We start from the raw sequence: 22,525 nt of genomic DNA on the forward strand, positions 1-22,525 counted from the left end.
GCCCGCCCCGCAAAAAGTGAGCATCTAAGACATGTCTAACCTTTTACATGTAAAGTGAAAGTTACTTAAATTTGATTTAAATACGAATTAAAGTTGAGGAACATTAATGCAAAACAATGAAATAATCATCGAGAGAGCCATAGCATTGGCAGAAAAATGGCAAAATCGTGCCACAGAGTTGGTCAGCGATTTTGATCAAAAATTCCACGTTAAAATGAACAAAATGCTCGGTCATCCTAAAGACAAGGTCTTTTTGATCGAGCTGATGGATCAGAGTTTTAGAAGTAAAAACCCCACACGCGTTGCCAATCAGATCGAGTATCTTTTCGCCAAATACGAAATGGCATCGTTTTTTACAACTTCCGAGCGCTTTTTGGTCTTTTTATTTCGCAATGCAGGCGTTTATCTGCCTCAGATTTCCATCCCACTTTTTATCAGTAACATCAGAGAAGATACCAAAACCGTGGTGCTCAAAGGCGAAGACGATGTGCTCAATGCCCATTTGATCAAACGCAAAAATGAGGGCACACGCATCAATCTCAATCTCATCGGTGAAGTCGTTTTAGGCGAAGAGGAAGCGGAAGAGCGGATTGAGAAATACCTCAAAGTGCTTGAAAATCCCAATGTCGATTATATCTCCATCAAAATCTCAACGCTCTTTTCGCAGATCAATGCGCTTGCGTACGAAGAGACGGTGGAAGAGCTCGTAAAACGTTTGAGTCGCATCTACGCACAAGCGAAAAAATACAGCTTCACCAATGCCAAAGGCGAACATACCAATAAATTTATCAACCTTGATATGGAAGAGTACCGTGATCTTGCACTGACATTCAGTGCCTTTACCCAAACGCTTGATTTGCCAGAGTTTCAAGATTTTCGAGCTGGCATCGTGCTTCAGGCGTATCTGCCTGATTCGCATCTGTGGCAACAAAAGCTCATCGCATGGGCGAAAGAACGGGTTGAAAAAGGCGGTGTGCCGATCAAAATGCGTTTGGTCAAGGGTGCCAATATGGAGATGGAAGAGACCGAAGCAGGGCTTCGTCACTGGGAACTCGTCACCCACATGCGCAAAATCGACACCGATAGCAACTATAAAATCATGGGTGAGTTTGGCTTGCGACCTGAGCATGCCAAGTATGTCAACCTTGGAATGGCATCGCACAATCTCTTTGAATTGGCGCATGGATATGAACTCGCGCGAGAGTATGGCACCACCGAGTTTTTCAGCATGGAGATGTTGGAAGGCATGAGCGAATCAGCGCGCCTTGCGATCAAAGAGATCAGCGGTGAGGTGATTTTGTACGCACCCACGGCGAAAAAAGAGCAGTTTACCAATGCCATTGCGTACTTGGTCAGGCGTCTGGATGAAAATACAGGCGAGGAGAATTTCATTCGCTACTCGTTTGGGCTTAAAGTCGGAAGCCCTGCGTGGGAGAGCCAAAAGCAAAAATTTATCGATGCGTTTGAAAATACAAAAGACCTTTTTATCGGCACAAAACGCCATCAAAACAGGCTAAGCGAACAGTGGGAAAATTACGAAGGTGGCAGTTTTTTCACGGGTACATACCATGGCGAAGCCGATACCGATTTTATTTTGCCACCCAATAAAGCGTGGGCAAAAAACATTCGCGCGAAATGGCAGAAAAAAGCAGGTGATGAGGTAAATGTTGCGCCTATTGTTGTGGGAGGCGAGGCGATTGTGGAGCGAGAAGTTAAAACTGTCATCGATAAATCGCAACTGAAAGAGAGCGTAGTGTGTGGTAAATACGCCCTTGCTACCCAAAAAGATTTAGAGCGTGCGGTGAAAGTTGCCGCGGAAGATAAAGATGGTTGGCGAAGCCTGAGTGCGAGCGAGCGCCAAAAAATCCTTGGGCAGGTTGCCAATAAAATGCGCGCCAAACGAGGTGATCTCATCGGAGTCGCCGCAGCCGAAGTGGGAAAAGTCTTTTTTGAAACCGACGTAGAAGTCAGCGAAGCCATCGACTTCTTAGAGTTTTACGGCCACAGCGCGCGCTATTTTGAGGGGTACAAAAACCTTACATGTAAAGGTAAAGGTGTGGGCGTCATCACGCCTCCGTGGAACTTTCCGATTGCCATTCCCGTTGGTGGTATTAGCGCTGCATTAGCGGCAGGAAACTGTGTGATCATCAAGCCTGCCAGTGCAGCAGCTTTGTGTGCGTATGAACTGTGTCAATGTTTTTGGGATGCAGGGGTGAGCAAAAATACCCTCCAATTTGTTCCGTGCGCGGGAAGTTTGGCGGGGGAATATCTTGTTCAAAATGAGAAGGTTGATTTTGTCATACTCACCGGTGGCGAAGAGACGGCATACGCAATGCTTAAAAGCCGTCCAAACCTCTTTTTAAGTGCCGAAACGGGTGGCAAAGATGCGACTATCGTGACCGCGATGAGCGACCGCGAGCAGGCGATCAAAAATGTGGTTCACTCCGCGTTTTCCAACAGCGGCCAAAAATGCTCCGCAACCTCGCTTTTGGTTTTGGAAGAGGAGGTTTACAATGACCCTCATTTCAAAGCTGGACTGATCGATGCAGCGAAAAGTTTACATGTAGGCTCGGTGTGGGACTTTACCAATCGTCTAGGCACGCTTGCCAATCCGGTCAGTGGCGCGCTGAAACAAGCACTTGAGAGCCTTGAAGAGGGTGAAAGTTGGGCGTTAGCGCCTAGTTATGCGGACGAAAACGAATACATGCTCAAACCTAGCATTAAATGGGGTGTCAAAGAGGGTAGTTTTTGCCATCGCACAGAGCTTTTTGGACCGATGCTTTCGGTCATGTGCGCGCGTGATTTGAAACATGCAATCGAGATCGTTAACGCGACAGGCTATGGACTGACGTCAGGCATTGAGTCACTCGATGAGCGCGAAGTGGCGTATTGGAGGAAGCATCTCAACGCAGGCAATCTGTACATCAACCGCGGAACAACCGGTGCGATAGTGCTGCGTCAGCCCTTTGGAGGCTTTGGCAAATCCGCTGTGGGTTCAGGCAGAAAAGCGGGCATTCACAACTACATCACGCAGTTTATGGAGATCGAAGAGGTTGCAGCGCCTCTTATCAACCATTCCCATCCACACGCGTTTCTTCCTCTGATTCATGGTTGGAAAGAGGGGTGCAGTAAAGGATTGTACGCAGAATTTAAGAGTGATTTTGAGAAATTAAGCTTCGCCGTTGGCAGTTACCTTGAAAATGTTGAAGCGACGTTTAGCCAAGAGCAAGACTTTGCAAAGGTGCGAGGTGAAGACAATCTTTTCAAATACCTCCCCCTCAAACGCATCGCACTTCGTGTGAGTCAAGACGATGGACTGTTTGATGTGATGAGCCGCATTATGGCAGCTCGCATCGCTCAAACTTCTTTACATATAAGCCTTGAATTTAGCGCGCAAAGCAGTGTGATAGCGTTTTTATATGAACATCACGGCATGCTATTTGGGAAAAAGGACACGATGGAACGCGAAGATGAGGCAACCTTTGTAGAATGTTTTGAGCATGTCGATAAAATCTTCTACGCAAACGCAGCACGCATCTCGCCTTTTGTGTACGCATCCGTTGCACAAAAAGCAAAGTGCATAGTAAGAGCAAAACCATTGATGGAAGGACGCGTGGAGCTATTGCACTATTTTGCCGAACAGAGCATTTCGCACAGCTACCATCGTTATGGCAATCTAGGAGCGAGAGGTATTAAAAAGTAAAAGTAAGAGAGGGGCATATTTGCCCCTTGTCTTTTTCAAATGAGTTTATTATGAGAAAAATGTATCGAGTTGAGAAGGTTCTTATCATTTTTTAAGCGGACATGGGCAATACTTTGTACGGTTCTAGTGAATAGATCGTCCGATTTCACTACTTTGCCACGTCATCGGTGATAATCTGACGTGGGGACTGTATCCTTCTATCATCTAACGCGTTTTGCTTCCCTATCCCATTAAGCTTTTGCTCTCAAAACACGTGTCGGTTCAAGATGGAAATTGTTCAAGACAATTCTCAATTTAGGTACATTTAAATACAGCTTCTGCATCAGTTTGAGTATCTTAGGCGCAACGGCAATGGTAATACCAATGGAGTTTAAATACAACTTTTATGTCGGTTCGAGAGAGTAAAGGGACTAAAATTTTAACTTTACATGTAAAATTAATGTAAGGATAAAGCAGTGTGACTCTTTATCCTCTTTTCTAAATTTACTTAAGTTTTTCGATAATCGTTTGATTGAGCTCGATGGTCTCTTTATTTTTGGCGATATTCTCTTTATTTTGTTCAATACGCTGTTTATTTTTCGTGATCTCTTCGCGGTTGAGCTCAATGAGGCGTGTGAGTTCATCGACGCGTTGCTCGTATTTATTGATAAGGTAGTAAATCACATAAACCAGCACCCCAATGACGATCCATTGTAAAATATCCATAGACGCTTCCTTCAGTCAAATTTGGTGCTATTGTACCCTTTTAATCCAAATCACGCAATAATCTCAAAAACGTATTCGCGCTTGAGTTTTTGCTCCAAAATCTCTTTGATGCGCAGGTCTGTAAAGGCGATGGCACTCAGCTCTTTTTCGTCATTGGGCTGATGAAGTGCCAGTTCGCGTAACACCTGCCCACGGTACGCTTTGGCGAAATGGCTGACAACTTTTCCCTTTTTGAGAAACTTCATCGTCATGTAAGGGCGTTTGAGGGTGTAAAACTTCTCGTAAAAGCCAGCGCGCAGATCGAGCACGCACTCATCGCCTATCCATGCATCAATCGCATCGCTAAAATGCTCTTTGTAAAACATTTCAGTTTTAAAACCAGCCAAGGTTTCGCCTTGTTGGAGTTTGTACTCAGGGATCAGATCGCCTGCTAACAGAGGACCAAAAAGATTGGAGAAGATCATGACATTGGTTTCAAGGTACGTGTGTGCGTTTTCAGTGAGTGTTTCAAACCGAAGATGATCGTAAGCAATGCCACTGTAACGAAGAATCGCTTTACATGTCAGTGCATCAAAAATAGGCTTGTTCGCTTGTGCTAAGACTTTTTGAGGGTCTTTAATGCCAAAAAGCTGTTGCAATGTTGGAATGTCTTGGCGCTTCAAAAGAGCTTGGTAGTTCTCTAAAACCTGCAGACGTTTTTCATATAAATAAGGAAAGATCAAACTCGATTTTTCAAGTTTTCCATGCGTCGTCAGTTCCCTTTTGGTCTCACTCGGGGAGAATAAAATTTTCATCTTCAGCCTTTATTGCAAACGTAAGCGACTATTTTAGCCAATATTCCACTAGAAACTGCAAAAAAGTATTGACTTTGGAAATCTTTTGAGATATAATTTCACCTCACAATCAAGGGTGCTGGTGTAGCTCAGTTGGTAGAGCAACTGCCTTGTAAGCAGTAGGTCGGCGGTTCGACTCCGTTCACCAGCTCCATTTTTGTTTGTGAAAGACAGTGTTTGACCAGCAATGAAATATGGTAAAAATACGGTGAGATACTCAAGTGGCCAACGAGGGCAGACTGTAAATCTGCTGACTATGTCTTCGAAGGTTCGAATCCTTCTCTCACCACCATTGCGGGAGTAGCTCAGTTGGCTAGAGCATTAGCCTTCCAAGCTGGGGGTCGCGGGTTCGAGTCCCGTCTCCCGCTCCAAGATTTTATAAGCAAACTGGGAGCTGTTGAATTTCTTCTGCTTTAGGGCACTACAGAACAAGTTCAGTAGTCTTACCTTCCTTCCTTATGAAATCAAATCGTTACTGGTATTTCGATACAATATGGTCCACCCTTTTGTAGTCGGCTCATATGGCTCAGGGGTAGAGCACTTCCTTGGTAAGGAAGAGGTCGAGGGTTCAAGTCCCTCTATGAGCTCCATCACTCAAAAAGTTTTTATAACTTTGACAAATTGAAATGTATTAAAAAAACAAAACTCATTACGGAGGAAAAAATGGCAAAAGAAAAGTTCTCTAGAACCAAGCCACACGTTAACATTGGAACCATCGGTCACGTTGATCATGGTAAAACTACGCTTACAGCTGCAATCTCAGCAGTTCTAGCGACAAAAGGTCTTTGTGAATTTAAAGATTACGATGGTATTGATAACGCTCCTGAAGAGAGAGAGCGTGGTATTACTATTGCAACTTCTCACATTGAATATGAAACAGAAAACCGCCACTACGCTCACGTAGACTGCCCAGGCCATGCTGACTATGTTAAAAACATGATCACAGGTGCTGCTCAAATGGATGGCGCGATTCTTGTTGTTTCTGCAGCAGATGGTCCTATGCCACAAACGCGTGAACACATTCTTCTTTCTCGCCAAGTAGGCGTTCCATACATCGTTGTTTTCATGAACAAAGCGGATATGGTTGATGATGAAGAACTTCTTGAGCTTGTTGAAATGGAAATCCGTGAACTTCTTTCTGTTTATGACTTCCCAGGTGATGATACTCCAATCGTTGCAGGTTCTGCGCTTAAAGCACTTGAAGAAGCAAAAGCAGGTACTGTTGGCGCATGGGGTGAAAAAATTCTTGCTCTTATGGCAGCTGTTGATGCGTATATTCCTGTTCCACAACGTGAAACTGAAAAAGATTTCTTGATGCCAATCGAAGACGTATTCTCAATCTCAGGTCGTGGTACCGTTGTTACAGGTAAAATCGAAAGAGGCGCTGTAAAAATTGGTGAGACTATTGAAATCGTCGGTATCAAAGATACTAAAACAACAACGGTAACCGGTGTTGAAATGTTCCGTAAAGAGATGGAACGTGGTGAGGCTGGTGATAACTGCGGTATCTTGTTACGTGGTATCAAAAAAGAAGAAGTTGAGCGTGGTATGGTTCTTTGTAAACCAAAATCAATCACTCCACACACTGACTTTGAAGCTGAAATCTATGTTCTTTCAAAAGAAGAGGGTGGTCGTCATACTCCATTCTTTAACAACTATAGACCACAATTCTATGTTCGTACAACAGACGTAACAGGTTCTATCACATTACCAGAAGGTACTGAGATGGTTATGCCTGGTGATAACGTAAAAATCAAAGTAGCAATGATCGCTCCTATCGCTCTTGAAGAGGGTACTCGTTTTGCAATCCGTGAGGGTGGTAGAACCGTTGGTGCGGGTGTTGTTTCAACAATCATCAAGTAATTTTAACATGTAAAGGGTTAACCCCTTTACATGTAATCAAGTCAAGGAAATATTATGACCGTTAAAATCGGACTTAAGTGTTCTGAATGTGGTGACATTAATTACACGACTACCAAAAACAGCAAGACAGTTACTGAAAAAGTTGAACTTAGCAAGTATTGTCCAAGACTGAAAAAACACACTGTTCATAAAGAAGTAAAATTAAAAAGTTAAGTCCCTTAAAAGACTTAACTTACATGCAGGGTAGTAGCTCCAACGGTAGAGCGTCGGTCTCCAAAACCGCAGGTTGGGGGTTCGAGTCCCTCCTACCCTGCCACTAGTCGAGGTAATACAATGGAAAAATTAAGAGCTTATTATCATCATTCTAAAGCTGAATTGTCAAAGGTTATATTCCCGATTAAAGAACAGATTCGAAATGCTTTCATCTCTGTCTTTGTCGTTGTAACCGTAATTTCACTCTTTTTGGCGCTGATTGATGCTATTATGTCTTTTTCTTTATCTTCTTTAATTTAAGGAGAAAGAATGGCACATAGATGGTATGCAATTCAAACCTATGCAGGTAGCGAGCAAGCAGTCAAAAAAGGGATTATTACTCTTGTCAATGATCATGGTATCGCTGAGAAGTTGGAGCAAATCGTTGTTCCAACCGAAGATGTCATTGAAGTTAAGAATGGTAAAAAAAAGATTAGTGAACGAAGTCTCTATCCTGGTTATGCGTTTGCAAAGCTAGATTTAGATACAGCACTTTGGCATCTTATTCAATCTTTGCCAAAAGTCGGAAGATTCATCGGTGAAGCAAAAAAGCCTACCCCGTTGAGTGAAAAAGATATTGCATTGATTTTAGAAAAAGCTGAGAAAAAAGGTGCACCAAAACCAAAAATCTTCTTTGAAAATGGAGAGAGTGTTAGGATTACAGAAGGTCCTTTCGCAAACTTTACAGGTTCAGTTGAAGAGTATGATATGGTTCATGGTAAACTCACACTCAATGTTTCAATCTTTGGTCGAAGTACTCCAGTTGAGATTCTCTATTCTCAAGTTGAAAAAATAGTCTAAGCGTAAAGGAAAAGAAATGGCAAAAAAAGTCATTGGTGAAATTAAATTGCAGATTGAAGCTGCTAAAGCAAACCCATCACCTCCAGTTGGTCCAGCCCTTGGTCAACGTGGTGTGAATATTATGGAGTTTTGTAAAGCGTTTAACGAAAGAACAAAAGAGATGGCAGGTTTTAGAATTCCTGTTGTTATCACTGTTTATGCCGATAAAAGTTTTACTTTTGTGACGAAACAACCACCTGCAACCGATCTTATCAAAAAAGCAGTTGGTCTTAAAAGTGGATCAAGTAACCCTTTAAAAAATAAAGTTGGTACCCTCAGTAAAGCTCAAATCCTTGAGATTGTTGAGAAAAAAATTGCTGATCTTAATACAACTGATCGTGAACAAGCAGCGAAAATTATTTCAGGTTCTGCTCGAAGTATCGGTATTAATATCGTCGATTAAAACTAACCCTTCACCGCCAGGGTTTTCAATATAAAGGCGGAAGCAAAATTATGCGGAGATAAAGAATGGCAAAGAAAGTAAATAAACGTTTTCAAGAACTTTTGAAAAAAGTTGATAAAGAGAAAAAATATTCTGTTGATGAAGCACTAGGCAATATTAAAAACCTTGCATCTGCAAAATTTGATGAAACAATCGAAGTAGCACTTAAACTTAACGTTGATCCACGTCATGCGGATCAAATGGTTAGAGGTTCTGTTGTTCTTCCTGCTGGGACTGGTAAAACGGTTCGTGTAGCGGTTATCGCTAAAGATGAGAAAGCAGATGAAGCAAGAGCAGCGGGTGCTGATATTGTTGGTAGTGATGATTTGATTGAAGATATTCAAGCAGGCAAAATCAACTTTGACGTTTTGATTGCAACACCAAATATGATGGGTTTAGTGGGTAAAGTTGGTCGTATTCTTGGACCAAAAGGTATCATGCCAAATCCAAAAACAGGTACAGTAACCATGGACGTTGCTAAAGCTGTTGAGAATAACAAAGGTGGACAAGTAAACTTCCGTGTTGACAAACAAGGAAACATCCATGCAGGTATTGGTAAAATTAGCTTCACATCTGAGCAAATCAGAGAGAACTTTGAAGCATTTATCAAAGCAATTAACAAACACAAACCTGCTGCTTCAAAAGGTAAATATATTAAAAGCGCCGTTGTGTCACTCACAATGAGCCCATCAATGAACCTTGAAAATCAAGAATTAATTGACCTTAAATAACAATTGACTTGAACATACGCCACTTCAATGGTTTGTGTTCAAGAGCCTTAAAAAATTATTGTTGTAAAGCACCGTTTTATGACATGACATGTACGTACTTAATCTTATGATTGGAGAGAGTAGAGGCGCAAGCTTAATTTGAGATCACTCATCTCTACTTGAAATCACCAGTTGGAAAGGAGAAAAATTGACAAGAACAGAGAAAGCTGAATTTATTAGTTCTCTAACTGAAGAGTTTAAATCTTCCGACGGTTTAATTGTTTGTGACTATAAAGGTCTTAATGTTAAAGCGATCGAAGCACTTAGAAACAGTGCTAGACCAGAAGCTGTTAGTGTTCAAGTAATTAAAAATACTTTGGCATCAATCGCTATGAAAAACGCTGGTATTGAAGGACTTGAACTTAAAGACACCAACATTTTTGTTTGGGGCGCTGACCAGTTAGCGGTAACAAAAATTGTTGCTACATTCGCTAAAACAAATCCAAATTTTATCATTAAATCTGGTTTTGCTGGTGGTATTGTGGTTGACGCTGCTAAAGTTGAAGCACTTTCTAAAATGCCATCACGTAATGAGCTTATTGGAATGCTTCTATCAACTTGGATGGCACCTATCACAAACTTTACCATCGGTCTTGATGCACTTCGTGCTAAAAAACAAGAGTCTGAATAGAGCGTATGTGTAAGCTTTTAGTCTTACATGTAAAGTGCAAGAGTGAAGCAATGATGAGACTTCTTGCAAAACAGTAAAAAGCTTTTGCTTTGAAAAGAGCGAGCTTTATATTAAATTATAATAATCAGGAGATTTGAAATGGCAATTTCAAAACAAGACGTATTAGAGTATATTTCAGGTCTTAGTGTTCTTGAACTAAGTGAACTAGTCAAAGATTTCGAAGAGAAATTTGGTGTATCTGCAGCTCCTGTTATGGTAGCTGGTGCTGGTGCTGCTGTTGCGGCAGAAGCAGTTGAAGAGAAAACTGAGTTTGACGTTATCCTTAAAGATGGTGGCGAGAAGAAAATCAATGCTATTAAAGTTGTAAGAGAAATCACAGGTCTTGGTCTTAAAGAGGCTAAAGACGCTGTTGAGGGTGCACCTACAACCGTTAAAGAGGGTGTATCTAAGCAACTTGCTGAAGAGATCAAAAAGAAACTTGAAGAAGCTGGCGCTGTCGCTGAAATCAAGTAATTTTATTACTTTAAGAGAAGCCTTGTGCTTCTCTTTTAAAACTTTTTCCTTGGAAATTCATTATTAGTCGTTACAACGTCTATCACAAGATAGATGAACCCACTGCCCTTTTCAAACAACTACACGAGGTAGACTCATGTTAAATAGCCTAAAATCTGGAAATCGCTTACGAGTTGATTTTTCCAAAGTCCCAAAAAAAATTGATGTACCCAATCTACTCCAACTTCAACAAAAGAGTTACGAACAGTTTTTAAATGTTGAAAATCTCAAAGAAGAGAGTGGTGTAGAGAAGGTTTTTAAATCTATTTTCCCTATTCATGATCCCCAAAACCGACTGACGTTGGAGTATGTTGGATCAGAAGTTGGAAAACCTAGATATACTGTCCGCGAATGTATGGAGCGCGGCCTTACGTATTCTGTCAGCTTGAAAATGAACATTCGTCTTATCTTATGGGATAAAGATGAAAAATCCGGTGAAAAAACGGGTGTAAAAGATATTAAAGAACAAGCCATTTTTATTCGTGAAATTCCTTTGATGACGGAGCGAACCTCCTTTATCATCAACGGTGTTGAAAGAGTGGTTGTTAATCAGCTTCACAGAAGCCCTGGTGTTATCTTCAAAGAAGAAGAGAGCCCAACGGTTGCGAACAAACTGATTTACAATGCTCAAATTATTCCTGATCGTGGTTCGTGGTTGTACTTTGAGTATGATGCGAAAGATACCCTCTTTGTTAGAATTAATAAACGCAGAAAAGTTCCTATTACGATTTTATTCAGAGCACTTGGTTACAGCAAACAAGATATCTTAAAACTTTTTTACCCTGTGCTTAACATTATGATTCGCGAGAATAAATTCCTGATTGAATTTTCAGCCGATAATTTCTTAGGTCGTGTCGATTTTGATCTTAAAGATGAGCATGGTAACCTTCTTTTAGCCGCAGGCAAACGTTTAGCGCGTAAAAAAGCAGAAAAATTTATTGAAGATGGTATTAAGTTTATCGAGTATCCTGTTGAAATTTTGGTCAATCGTTTCCTCTCCTCTCCAATCATTGATAAAGAGAGCGGTGAAGTACTGTACGATACCTTGACCCAACTTGATGAAGGAAAATTGGCAAAAATTATTGAGCAAAAATGTGAAATAATTGAAATTGCGAATGATCTAGCAAGTGGTGTGGATGACGCGATCATTAACTCGTTTATTGCCGATACGGAAACCCTTAAATTGCTTCGTCAAACCGAGAGTATTGAAGATGAGAATGATCTAGCGGCGATTCGTATTTACAAAGTTATGAGACCAGGTGAGCCTGTGACCAAAGAAGCGGCAAAACTGTTTGTCAAAGATCTTTTCTTTAATTCCGAGCGTTACGACTTAACCAAAGTGGGTCGTATGAAGATGAATCATAAACTTGGTCTTAGTGTGCCTGAGTATGTGACAATTATGACGAGTGAAGATATTATCAAAACAGCCAAATACTTGATCAAAGTTAAAAATGGTCAAGGTCACATCGATGATCGTGATCACCTTGGAAACAGAAGAATTAGAGCGATTGGTGAGTTGCTTGCGAATGAACTTCATGCCGGTCTCATTAAAATGCAAAAAGCGATTCGTGATAAATTTACAGCACTGAGTGGTAGCGTTGAAGAGTTGATGCCACATGATTTGATTAACTCTAAAATGATTACGTCTGCCATTGCAGAATTTTTCTCCAGTGGGCAGTTATCCCAATTTATGGATCAAACCAATCCACTCAGTGAAATTACGCATAAAAGAAGACTTTCTGCTCTTGGTGAGGGCGGTTTGGTGAAAGAGCGCGCTGGCTTTGAAGTCCGTGACGTTCACCCAACACACTACGGAAGAATTTGTCCTGTTGAAACCCCAGAGGGGCAAAACATTGGTTTGATCAATACACTTTCTATGTATGCGAAAGTCAATGATCTCGGTTTCGTGGAAGCACCGTACCGTAAAGTTGAGAATGCAACGATTACCGATGAAATTATTTATATCACAGCAACGCAAGAAGAAGGCTTGGTTATTGCTCCTGCCAGTACGAAAATCAATGAGAACAACGAGATTGTTGAAGATTTGATTGAGGTTAGGGTTGATGGTGAGACCGTATTGATTGAAAAAGAGAAAGTGGACTTAATCGACCTTTCATCTATGATGATTGCCGGTGTTGCAGCTTCACTGATTCCATTCTTGGAACATGATGATGCCAACCGTGCGCTTATGGGTTCAAACATGCAACGTCAAGCAGTACCTTTGGTAAAATCAGATGCTCCAATTGTAGGAACAGGTGTTGAAAAAATTGCAGCACGTGACTCATGGGAAGCGATTAAAGCAAAACGTGCGGGTATGGTTGAGAAAGTCGATAATAAAAATGTTTACATTCTAGGTGAAGATGAAGGTGGCGCATTTATTGACCATTATGCGCTTCAAAAAAATCTTAGAACCAACCAAAATACAACCTTTACCCAAAAAGTCATTGTCAAAAAAGGTGATATGGTAGAAGCGGGTGGCGTGATTGCCGATGGTCCAAGTATGGATCAAGGTGAGCTTGCTATCGGTAAAAATGCCATGGTTGCTTTTATGCCATGGAATGGTTATAACTACGAAGATGCGATTGTTATCTCTGAACGCATGATTCGTGAAGATGCCTTTACGAGTGTTCATATTTATGAAAAAGAGATTGAAGCACGCGAACTTAAAGACGGTGTGGAAGAGATCACGAAAGATATTCCAAACGTTAAAGAAGAAGAGCTTGCGCACCTTGATGATAGTGGTATTGTCAAAGTTGGTACCTATATTATGCCAGGTATGATTCTTGTTGGTAAAGTTTCACCCAAAGGTGAAGTTAAACCAACCCCTGAAGAGAGACTTTTACGCGCAATTTTTGGTGAAAAAGCAGGACATGTTGTCAATAAATCACTGTATGCAACGCCTTCATTAGAAGGTATTGTGGTGGATGTTAAGATCTTTACGAAAAAAGGTTATGACAAAGATCCTCGCGCTGTTCAAGCGTATGAGCAAGAAAAAGAGATACTAGACCGTGAACATCATGATAAACTCTTGATGTTAGATCGTGAAGAGATGTTACGTATCAATGCGCTGCTTCTTCGAAATCCATTGAATGAAGATCAAGAAATCAGCAAAACCAGCTATAAAAAAGGTGACTTTATTAAGGCAGAAGATCTTCATAATGTAAACCGTTTTTCAATCAATTCGATTGTCAAAGCGTTTTCGAATGAAATTCAAGATGCGTATAAAGACCTTAAAGGCTACTTCCAAAATGAGAAGAAAAAACTCAAAGAAGAGCACGATGAGAAGCTCAATATTATTGAAAAAGATGATATTTTGCCAAGTGGTGTTGTAAAGCTTGTTAAAGTGTATGTCGCAACGAAACGTAAACTCAAAGTGGGCGATAAAATGGCAGGACGTCACGGAAATAAAGGTATTGTCTCCAATATCGTTCGTGAAGTGGATATGCCTTACCTTAAAAATGGTGAGATTGTGGATATTGTTCTCAATCCACTGGGCGTTCCAAGTCGTATGAATATCGGACAAATTCTTGAGGTTCACTTAGGACTTGTTGGTAAACGTCTGGGCGATCAAATCGAAGAGATTTTTAAAGAGAAGCAAGGTGACTGGATCAAGTCACTTCGTGAAAAAATGATTAGTATCGCGGATGTTGCAAAATTGATGGATGCTCGTAATTTTATGGATGCTTTAAATGATGAGCAACTCTTAGGGTATGCACGTGATTGGAGCAAGGGTGTGCGTTTTGCAAGCCCGATCTTTGAAGGTGTCAATACAGAAGAATTTGCAAAACTCTTTGAGATGGCAAAAATCGATATGGATGGCAAGACTGAGTTGTATGATGGCATGACCGGTCAGAAAATGCACGAAAAAGTCAATGTGGGTTACATGTACATGTTAAAACTCCACCACTTGGTTGATGAAAAAGTCCATGCACGAAGTACAGGACCTTACTCTTTGGTCACACAACAGCCCGTGGGTGGTAAAGCACTTTTTGGTGGACAACGATTTGGTGAGATGGAGGTTTGGGCGCTTGAGGCATACGGTGCTGCCCATACCCTAAGAGAGATGTTAACAGTCAAATCAGACGACGTTGAAGGACGTATTTTAGCTTATAAAGCACTCACACGAGGTGAAAATGTCCCTCAAACAGGAATTCCTGAAACATTCTATGTTTTAACGAATGAGTTGAAGTCTTTGGCTTTAGATGTTGAGATTTATGACGAGGTGGAAGAAGATGAAACGACTAGAACCAATTGAGATTCACGAAGAGAGCCGTCCTAGGGACTTTAAAGCATTTCAACTAAGACTTGCAAGCCCAGAGAAGATCCGCTCATGGAGTTATGGTGAGGTCAAAAAGCCAGAAACCATTAACTATCGTACGCTCAAACCAGAGCGTGATGGCCTTTTTTGTGCGAAAATCTTTGGACCCGTTAGAGATTATGAATGTCTATGCGGAAAATACAAAAAGATGCGCTACAAAGGCATCAAATGTGAGAAATGTGGCGTTGAAGTCACCAGTACCAAAGTAAGGCGTTCACGTATGGGTCACATCGAGCTAGTGACGCCTGTGGCGCATATTTGGTATGTGAACTCACTTCCAAGCCGTGTGGGAACACTGCTTGGTGTTAAGATGAAAGATCTTGAACGCGTACTTTATTATGAAGCGTACATTGTTGAACAAGCAGGTGAAGCGTTTTACGATGCTGAAAATAAAAACAGAGTCGCTTTGTACGATGTTTTAAACGAAGAGCAATATCAGGCATTGCAACAAAAATTTGGTGATACAGGTTTTGTGGCAAAAATGGGTGGTGAAGTGATTCGTGATCTTTTAGCAAGCCTTGATCTTGTAGAAGTTCTAGGACAGCTTAAAGAAGACATTAACCAAACCAGTTCAGAAGCGAAGAAAAAAACGATTATTAAACGTCTCAAAGTGGTTGAAGCATTCCTTCACAGTGGCAACCGTCCTGAGTGGATGATGATTACGATGTTACCCGTTTTACCGCCAGATTTACGCCCACTTGTTGCCCTTGATGGCGGTAAGTTTGCGGTGAGTGATGTAAACGATTTGTACCGTCGTGTGATTAACCGAAATGCACGTTTGAAACGTTTGATGGAACTTGATGCACCAGAGATTATTATTCGCAACGAAAAAAGAATGTTACAAGAAGCGGTCGATGCGCTGTTTGATAATGGTCGTCGTGCGAACGCTGTTAAAGGAGCTAACAAGCGTCCTTTAAAATCGCTTTCAGAGATCATTAAAGGTAAACAAGGCCGTTTCCGTCAAAACCTTCTTGGCAAAAGAGTTGACTTTTCAGGTCGTTCGGTTATTGTTGTAGGACCAAACCTAAAAATGGATCAGTGTGGTCTTCCGAAACAGATGGCACTTGAATTGTTTAAACCGCATTTGTTAGCACGTCTTGAAGAAAAAGGGTACGCAACAACGGTTAAACAAGCGAAAAAAATGATTGACTTGAAAACCAATGAAGTATGGGAATGTTTGGCGGAAGTGGTTAAAGGGCATCCTATTATGCTTAACCGTGCGCCAACGCTTCACAAACTCTCTATTCAGGCGTTTCACCCTGTTTTGATTGATGGGAAAGCGATTCGTTTGCATCCTCTCGTTTGTTCTGCTTTTAACGCGGACTTCGACGGCGATCAAATGGCGGTTCACGTTCCATTGTCTCAAGAGGCGATTGCTGAGTGTAAGATTTTGATGCTTAGTTCGATGAACATCTTGCTTCCAGCTTCAGGTAAAGCGGTAACGGTTCCAACCCAAGATATGGTCTTGGGTCTTTACTACTTAACGCTAGAGAAGCCGAATGCAAAAGGTTCTAATAAAATTTTTGCCAATGTGGATGAAGTACATATCGCGATTGATGCAGGATTTTTAGATATTCATGCCAAAATTAAGACACGTATTAACGATAGAATACTCTTTACTACCGCGGGACGTTTGATTTTAAAATCAATTTTACCTGCGTTTGTTCCTGAAGAGTTATGGAACAGGGTCTTGAAGAAGAAAAATATTGGTGGTTTAGTTGACCATATTTTTAAAGAGGGTGGCATTGGTATTACGGCAGGATTCTTGGATAATCTCAAAAATCTTGGTTTTAAATATGCAACACAAGCGGGAATTTCAGTTTCGATTGATGATATTCGTGTGCCTGATACCAAAGTGAAAAAGATTAAAGAAGCAAAGAAAAAAGTACGTGAGATCCAAAAACAGTTCAGCTCGGGTTTATTAACCGAGCAAGAGCGTTATAACAAAATTATTGATATTTGGACCGATACGAACAATGATGTGGCTTCTGAAATGATGAAACTCACCGAGAGTCATAAAGGCGGCTTTAACTCCATTTACATGATGGCAGACTCAGGAGCGAGGGGTTCTGCGGCGCAGATTCGTCAGCTAGCTGGTATGAGGGGTCTTATGGCGAAACCGGATGGAAGTATTATTGAAACACCGATTATTTCAAACTTCCGTGAAGGTCTAAACGTTCTTGAGTACTTTATTTCAACGCACGGTGCGCGTAAAGGTCTTGCGGATACCGCTCTTAAAACAGCGAACGCGGGTTACTTGACCAGAAAACTGATCGACGTTGCACAAAACGTTAAAGTGACGATGGATGATTGTGGTACACACGAAGGTGTTGAGATTACCGAAATCAGCGAGAGCGGTGAGCTTGTTGAATCACTCTATGAGAGAGCAACAGGACGTGTTCTTGCCGAAGACGTTATCGATACGATTACCAATGAAGTCCTTTTCACCGAGGGAACATTGATTGATGAGAAGAGCGCACAAGCCCTTAAAGAGGCGAGCATTAAGTCCGTGGTTATTCGTACACCGATTACATGTAAAGCTAAAAAAGGTGTCTGTGCGAAATGTTATGGTACCAACTTGGCTGAGGGAACTTTGGTTCGTCCTGGTGAAGCGGTTGGTATTATTTCAGCGCAATCCATTGGTGAACCAGGTACGCAGTTGACCCTTCGTACCTTCCACATCGGTGGTACGGCATCAACGGAATCTCAAGATCGTCAAGTCATTGCTCAAAAAGAGGGTTTTATCCGTTATTACAATGTAAAAACGTATGCAACCAAAGAGGGTAAAAACATCGTTGCAAACCGTAGAAATGCGGCTGTTTTATTGGTTGAGCCAAAGATCAAAGCACCGTTTAAAGGTACGATTGAGATTGATACAGCGCACGAAGAAACTGCAATTACGATGAGTGGAACAGCCGGTGAGACGATCCGCTATACCCTTCGTAAAAGTGACTTTGCAAAGCCAAATGAGCTTGCAGGTGTGAGTGGTAAAATCGAAGGTAAATTCTACATCCCTTACGTGAGTGGTGATGTGGTTGAAATGAACGAGAGTATCGTAGAGGTTATTAAAGAGGGTTGGAACGTTCCAAGCCGTATTCCTTACGCAAGTGAACTTAAAGTCAAAAATGGTGAGCCGATTATTCAAAAAATTCATGCGGATGCAAAAGGTATTGTCAAATACTATAAACTTCGTGGGGATTATTTAGAGCGTATCCATGACATTGAAAAAGGTCATATTGTTAAAGAAAAAGGTATTTTTGCGGTTGTTGCGGATGATGATGATCGAGAAGCGATTCGTCATTACATTCCTCGTGACTCCATTATTGATGTCAATGACAACAGCATGGTTGAAGGTAAAACACTGCTTGCGTACCCATCCACCAGTGAGCAAATTACGATTGCTGAGTGGGATCCGTACTCTACACCAATTATTGCGGAAGATGCGGGTACGATTACGTTTGAAGACATTGAACCAGGGATTAGTGCGACAGAACAATTCGATGATATGACGGGTCAAAGCAGACTTGTGATCAACGAGTATCTTCCAAGCGGCATGAAACCGACGATCATCATTGCCAATAAAAACGGTGAGATTGTGAAGTACCAATTGGAGCCAAAAACAGCGATCTTCGTTCAAAATGGCGTTACCGTTGGCTTGGCAGATTTGATCGGTAGAACACCAAAAGCGATTGCAAAATCGAAAGATATTACCGGCGGTCTTCCACGTATTAGTGAACTTTTTGAGGCACGTCGCCCTAAAAATGCAACCGTGATTGCAGAGATTGATGGAACGATTCGTTTTGGTAAGCCACTTCGTTCGAAAGAGCGTATTATCATTGAAGCCGTTGATGGTACAAGTGTTGAGTACTTGGTCGATAAAAACACACAAATTCACGTTCAAGCGGGTGAGTTTGTGCATGCGGGTGAGCGACTCACCGATGGTGTAATTTCAAGTCATGATATTTTACGTATTATGGGTGAAAAAGCGCTTCACTATTATTTGATCAGCGAAATTCAACAAGTGTATCGTGGACAAGGTGTTGCGATTAACGATAAACACATTGAGGTGATCGTTTCTCAAATGCTACGTCAAGTAAGAATTGTTGATAGTGGCGATACCAAGTTCATTATGGGTGATTTGATTAGCCGTAGACGTTTCCGTGAAGAGAATGAAGCGGTCATGAAAATGGGTGGAGAACCTGCAATTGCTGAGCCAACACTCCTTGGTGTTACTCGTGCGGCGATTGGTAGTGATAGTGTTATCTCTGCAGCTTCGTTCCAAGAGACAACCAAAGTTCTAACCGAAGCGAGCATCGCTGGTAAGATGGATATGCTTGAAGATTTGAAAGAAAATGTTATTTTAGGACGTATGATCCCCGTTGGAACAGGTCTTTATCAGAACAAAAGCTTTAATCTAGAGTTAAACCCAAGTAGAGGTTAAGTTAAGGTTCCCTTAACTTAACCTTTTTTTAAGCTATTTTTAAATAAAATTAGCACCTATTTTTTACAAAATAAAGGAAATAATGTGCCAACCATTAACCAACTCGTCAGAAATGAGAGAAAAAAGGTGATTAAGAAATCAAAATCACCTGCACTTGATAAGTGCCCTCAAAGAAGAGGCGTTTGTACAAGAGTTTATACAACAACTCCTAAGAAACCAAACTCTGCTTTGAGAAAAGTTGCCAAAGTCAAATTGACCAGCGGTTTTGAAGTCATTAGCTACATCGGTGGCGAGGGACACAACCTACAAGAACACTCCATTGTATTGGTACGTGGCGGTAGGGTAAAAGATTTACCAGGTGTTAAGTACCATATCGTACGTGGTGCGCTTGATACTTCAGGTGTTGCAAAAAGAACGGTGTCTAGAAGTAAATACGGTACAAAAAGACCAAAAGCTAAATAAATTTAACCACAGGTGATGTCCTTTGTTTTGACATCATTTGAGTAAAATTTTCAAAAAATTTGAAGGAAATAGTATGAGAAGAAGAAAAGCTCCTGTAAGAGAAGTATTACCAGATCCAATCTACAATAGCAAGATTATCACAAAGTTTATCAATGCGTTGATGCTCGATGGAAAAAAGAGTGTTGCTACGAAAGTATTTTATGGTTCATTAGAACTTGCTGAAAAAAGAAGCGGTACACTCAAGGGTATTGAAATTTTTAATGCAGCTATCGATAACGTTAAGCCTGTTATGGAAGTAAAAAGCAGACGTGTCGGTGGAGCAACCTATCAAGTTCCTGTCGAAGTTAGAACAACTCGTCAACAAGCATTGGCTCTTAGATGGTTAGTCTCTTACGCTCGTAAAAGAAGTGAGAGAACGATGATCGAGAGGTTGGCCAATGAACTTTTAGATGCGGCTAATAGTAGAGGCGCTACCTTTAAGAAAAAAGAAGATACTTATAAAATGGCAGAAGCAAACAAAGCGTTTGCTCACTATCGCTGGTAAGATGACGCTGGGGATGTTTACATGTAAACATCCCTTTCTTCAGAACTACACTCCTAATATAACAAGGAAATTATAATGGCAAGAAATACCCCTATTGAAATGGTTAGAAACATCGGTATTGCTGCGCACATTGATGCAGGTAAAACCACAACAACTGAAAGAATCCTTTTTTACACCGGTATCTCTCATAAAATTGGTGAGGTACACGATGGTGCTGCGACAATGGACTGGATGGAGCAAGAGAAAGAGCGAGGTATTACCATTACTTCAGCGGCTACGACATGTACATGGAAAGATCACCAAATTAACATCATCGACACCCCAGGCCACGTTGACTTCACGATTGAAGTTGAGCGTTCTATGCGTGTTCTTGATGGCGCAGTCGCTGTATTTTGTGCCGTTGGTGGCGTTCAACCCCAATCTGAAACCGTTTGGAGACAAGCGAATCGTTATCATGTTCCACGAATGGTTTTCGTTAACAAAATGGACCGTGTAGGTGCAGACTTTTATAACGTTGAAGCTCAAATTAAAAATCGCCTCAAAGCCAATCCAGTGCCTATTCAAATTCCTATTGGTGCAGAAGAAAATTTTAAAGGTGTTATTGATCTCGTTGAGATGAAAGCGCTTGTTTGGGATGATGATGCGGCTATGGGTTCAAACTACCAAGTCGTTGAAATTCCAGCTGACCTTATGGATAAAGCAACTGAATACCGTGAGCGAATGGTTGAAGCTGTTTCTGAGACCAGTGATGAGTTGATGGAAAAATACCTTGGTGGCGAAGTGCTTACCAATGCTGAAATTAAAGCAGGTATTAAAGCGGGATGTCTTGCAATGACCTTTATTCCTATGATTTGTGGAACAGCGTTTAAAAACAAAGGTATTCAACCGATGTTAGATGCTGTTATTGATTATATGCCAGCTCCTACTGAAGTTCACGCGATTAAAGGTGAGTATGACGATGGACGTGAGTGTGTGGTTGATTCAACCGATGAGGGTGAATTTGCTGCGCTTGCATTTAAAATTATGACCGATCCTTTTGTGGGTCAATTAACCTTCGTTCGTGTGTATCGTGGTTCATTGGAAAGCGGCAGTTATGCTTACAATACAACCAAAGATAAAAAAGAGAGAATTGGTCGTTTGCTTAAAATGCATGCGAACAAAAGAGAAGAGATCAAAGTCCTTCACTCTGGTGAAATCGGTGCGGTTGTAGGTCTTAAAGACACCCTAACCGGTGATACACTTGCGAGCGAAAAAGATCCTGTTATCTTAGAGAGAATGGTATTCCCAGATCCAGTTATCTCTGTTGCGGTTGAGCCTAAAACGAAAGCGGATCAAGAGAAAATGGGTATTGCGCTTCAAAAATTGGCGCAAGAAGATCCAAGCTTTAGAGTAGAGACCGATGAAGAGAGTGGTCAAACGATCATCTCTGGTATGGGTGAGCTTCACTTAGAGATTCTTGTTGATCGTATGCTTCGTGAGTTTAAAGTCAGTGCGGAAGTAGGTCAACCACAAGTTGCTTACCGTGAGACAATTCGTGCCTCAGTTAACCAAGAATACAAATACGCAAAACAATCAGGAGGGCGAGGACAATACGGTCACGTTTACCTCAAAATCGAACCTCAAGATGCAGGTGCTGGTTATGAGTTTATCAACGACATCAAAGGTGGAGCAATTCCAAAAGAGTTTATCCCTGCGGTTGATAAAGGTATTAAAGAAGCTTTGGGTGCGGGTGTACTTGCAGGTTATAAAGTGGAAGACGTTAAAGTTACCCTTTATGATGGAAGTTACCATGATGTTGACTCCTCTGAGATGGCGTTTAAATTGGCTGCTTCTATGGGCTTTAAAGAGGGTTGTCGTAAAGCAAAACCGGTTATTCTTGAGCCAATTATGAAAGTGGAAGTTGAAACTCCAGAAGACTTTATGGGTGATGTTATTGGCGATCTTAACCGTCGTCGTGGACAAATCAACTCAATGGATGATAGAAGTGGTAACAAAATTGTTAACGCATTCTGCCCGTTGGCTGAAATGTTCGGTTACTCTACAGACCTTAGAAGTCAAACTCAAGGCCGCGCTTCTTACTCTATGGAATTTGATCACTATGATGAAGTACCTAGAAACGTTGCAGAAGAAATTATCAAAAAACGTAACGGTTAATTCGTTTACATGTAA

The 22,525-nt window shown here is 41.3% G+C and carries 16 protein-coding genes and 5 tRNA genes; 19 read left to right on the top strand and 2 right to left on the bottom strand.

The genetic code is table 11. The annotated features are described in order from the left end of the window. Nucleotides 1-106: 106 nt before the first annotated feature. A complete protein-coding gene (locus tag JU57_RS03460) occupies nt 107-3,703 on the top strand; it encodes a bifunctional proline dehydrogenase/L-glutamate gamma-semialdehyde dehydrogenase (protein WP_051906556.1) in 3,597 nt (1,198 codons plus the stop codon). Between the two features lie 483 nt (nt 3,704-4,186). Here JU57_RS03460 and JU57_RS03465 read toward each other — a convergent pair whose 3' ends face one another. Next, a complete protein-coding gene (locus JU57_RS03465; RefSeq protein ID WP_037957036.1) occupies nt 4,187-4,408 on the bottom strand; it encodes a hypothetical protein in 222 nt (73 codons plus the stop codon). Between the two features lie 50 nt (nt 4,409-4,458). Next, nucleotides 4,459-5,202 carry a YaaA family protein gene (locus JU57_RS03470; RefSeq protein WP_037957038.1) on the bottom strand — a complete coding sequence of 248 codons (744 nt, stop codon included), beginning with the start codon at nt 5,200-5,202 and terminating at the stop codon, nt 4,459-4,461. A 117-nt stretch (nt 5,203-5,319) separates the two neighbouring features. Here JU57_RS03470 and JU57_RS03475 point away from each other — a divergent pair. The 18 genes from JU57_RS03475 to fusA all read left to right on the top strand — a co-directional run bounded on the left by JU57_RS03475 (nt 5,320) and on the right by fusA (nt 22,510). Further along, nucleotides 5,320-5,395: transfer RNA gene (locus JU57_RS03475), tRNA-Thr, on the top strand. Nucleotides 5,396-5,448: 53 nt separating this feature from the next. Further along, nucleotides 5,449-5,533 (top strand) — tRNA-Tyr (locus tag JU57_RS03480). A gap of 2 nt (nt 5,534-5,535) precedes the next feature. Beyond that, nucleotides 5,536-5,612, top strand: a tRNA-Gly gene (locus JU57_RS03485). A 144-nt stretch (nt 5,613-5,756) separates the two neighbouring features. After that, nucleotides 5,757-5,831, top strand: a tRNA-Thr gene (locus JU57_RS03490). Between the two features lie 73 nt (nt 5,832-5,904). Beyond that, nucleotides 5,905-7,104, top strand: a complete 1,200-nt coding sequence (tuf, locus tag JU57_RS03495; RefSeq protein ID WP_037957321.1) for an elongation factor Tu — start codon at nt 5,905-5,907, stop codon at nt 7,102-7,104. Between the two features lie 54 nt (nt 7,105-7,158). Beyond that, nucleotides 7,159-7,317, top strand: a complete 159-nt coding sequence (gene rpmG, locus JU57_RS03500) for a 50S ribosomal protein L33 (protein ID WP_012856149.1) — start codon at nt 7,159-7,161, stop codon at nt 7,315-7,317. A gap of 27 nt (nt 7,318-7,344) precedes the next feature. Further along, nucleotides 7,345-7,420: transfer RNA gene (locus JU57_RS03505), tRNA-Trp, on the top strand. 17 nt (nt 7,421-7,437) lie between these two features. Further along, nucleotides 7,438-7,617, top strand: coding sequence for a preprotein translocase subunit SecE (gene secE / locus JU57_RS13975; RefSeq protein ID WP_041956442.1), 180 nt, complete (start codon nt 7,438-7,440; stop codon nt 7,615-7,617). A gap of 9 nt (nt 7,618-7,626) precedes the next feature. Beyond that, on the top strand, nt 7,627-8,157 hold the full coding sequence (nusG, locus tag JU57_RS03510; protein WP_037957041.1) for a transcription termination/antitermination protein NusG: 531 nt from the start codon (nt 7,627-7,629) through the stop codon (nt 8,155-8,157). A gap of 16 nt (nt 8,158-8,173) precedes the next feature. Then, nucleotides 8,174-8,599, top strand: a complete 426-nt coding sequence (rplK, locus tag JU57_RS03515; protein ID WP_025343668.1) for a 50S ribosomal protein L11 — start codon at nt 8,174-8,176, stop codon at nt 8,597-8,599. A gap of 65 nt (nt 8,600-8,664) precedes the next feature. After that, nucleotides 8,665-9,369 (top strand): 50S ribosomal protein L1, encoded by a 705-nt coding sequence (gene rplA, locus JU57_RS03520; protein WP_037957044.1) that lies wholly within the window; start codon nt 8,665-8,667, stop codon nt 9,367-9,369. Nucleotides 9,370-9,556: 187 nt separating this feature from the next. Then, complete coding sequence (gene rplJ / locus JU57_RS03525) at nt 9,557-10,039, top strand: 50S ribosomal protein L10 (protein WP_037957046.1); 483 nt, start codon at nt 9,557-9,559, stop codon at nt 10,037-10,039. Nucleotides 10,040-10,177: 138 nt separating this feature from the next. Continuing rightward, nucleotides 10,178-10,552 carry a 50S ribosomal protein L7/L12 gene (rplL, locus tag JU57_RS03530; RefSeq protein WP_037957048.1) on the top strand — a complete coding sequence of 125 codons (375 nt, stop codon included), beginning with the start codon at nt 10,178-10,180 and terminating at the stop codon, nt 10,550-10,552. A 136-nt stretch (nt 10,553-10,688) separates the two neighbouring features. Next, a complete protein-coding gene (gene rpoB / locus JU57_RS03535) occupies nt 10,689-14,846 on the top strand; it encodes a DNA-directed RNA polymerase subunit beta (protein WP_037957050.1) in 4,158 nt (1,385 codons plus the stop codon). Beyond that, nucleotides 14,824-19,350: a DNA-directed RNA polymerase subunit beta' gene (gene rpoC, locus JU57_RS03540; protein WP_037957052.1), complete on the top strand. Its 4,527-nt coding sequence runs from the start codon at nt 14,824-14,826 to the stop codon at nt 19,348-19,350. Before rpoB ends, rpoC begins: the two co-directional genes overlap by 23 nt. 84 nt (nt 19,351-19,434) lie before the next feature. Beyond that, the gene (rpsL, locus tag JU57_RS03545) at nt 19,435-19,812 is read left to right on the top strand and encodes a 30S ribosomal protein S12 (RefSeq protein WP_012856158.1); all 378 of its coding nucleotides are present in this window, start codon (nt 19,435-19,437) and stop codon (nt 19,810-19,812) included. A gap of 73 nt (nt 19,813-19,885) precedes the next feature. Further along, nucleotides 19,886-20,356: a 30S ribosomal protein S7 gene (gene rpsG / locus JU57_RS03550; protein ID WP_037957054.1), complete on the top strand. Its 471-nt coding sequence runs from the start codon at nt 19,886-19,888 to the stop codon at nt 20,354-20,356. Between the two features lie 75 nt (nt 20,357-20,431). Then, nucleotides 20,432-22,510: an elongation factor G gene (fusA, locus tag JU57_RS03555; RefSeq protein ID WP_037957056.1), complete on the top strand. Its 2,079-nt coding sequence runs from the start codon at nt 20,432-20,434 to the stop codon at nt 22,508-22,510. Nucleotides 22,511-22,525: the final 15 nt, after the last annotated feature.

Source organism: Sulfurospirillum sp. SCADC (genome assembly GCF_000743525.1).
In the GTDB taxonomy this organism is placed as follows: Bacteria; Campylobacterota; Campylobacteria; order Campylobacterales; family Sulfurospirillaceae; genus Sulfurospirillum.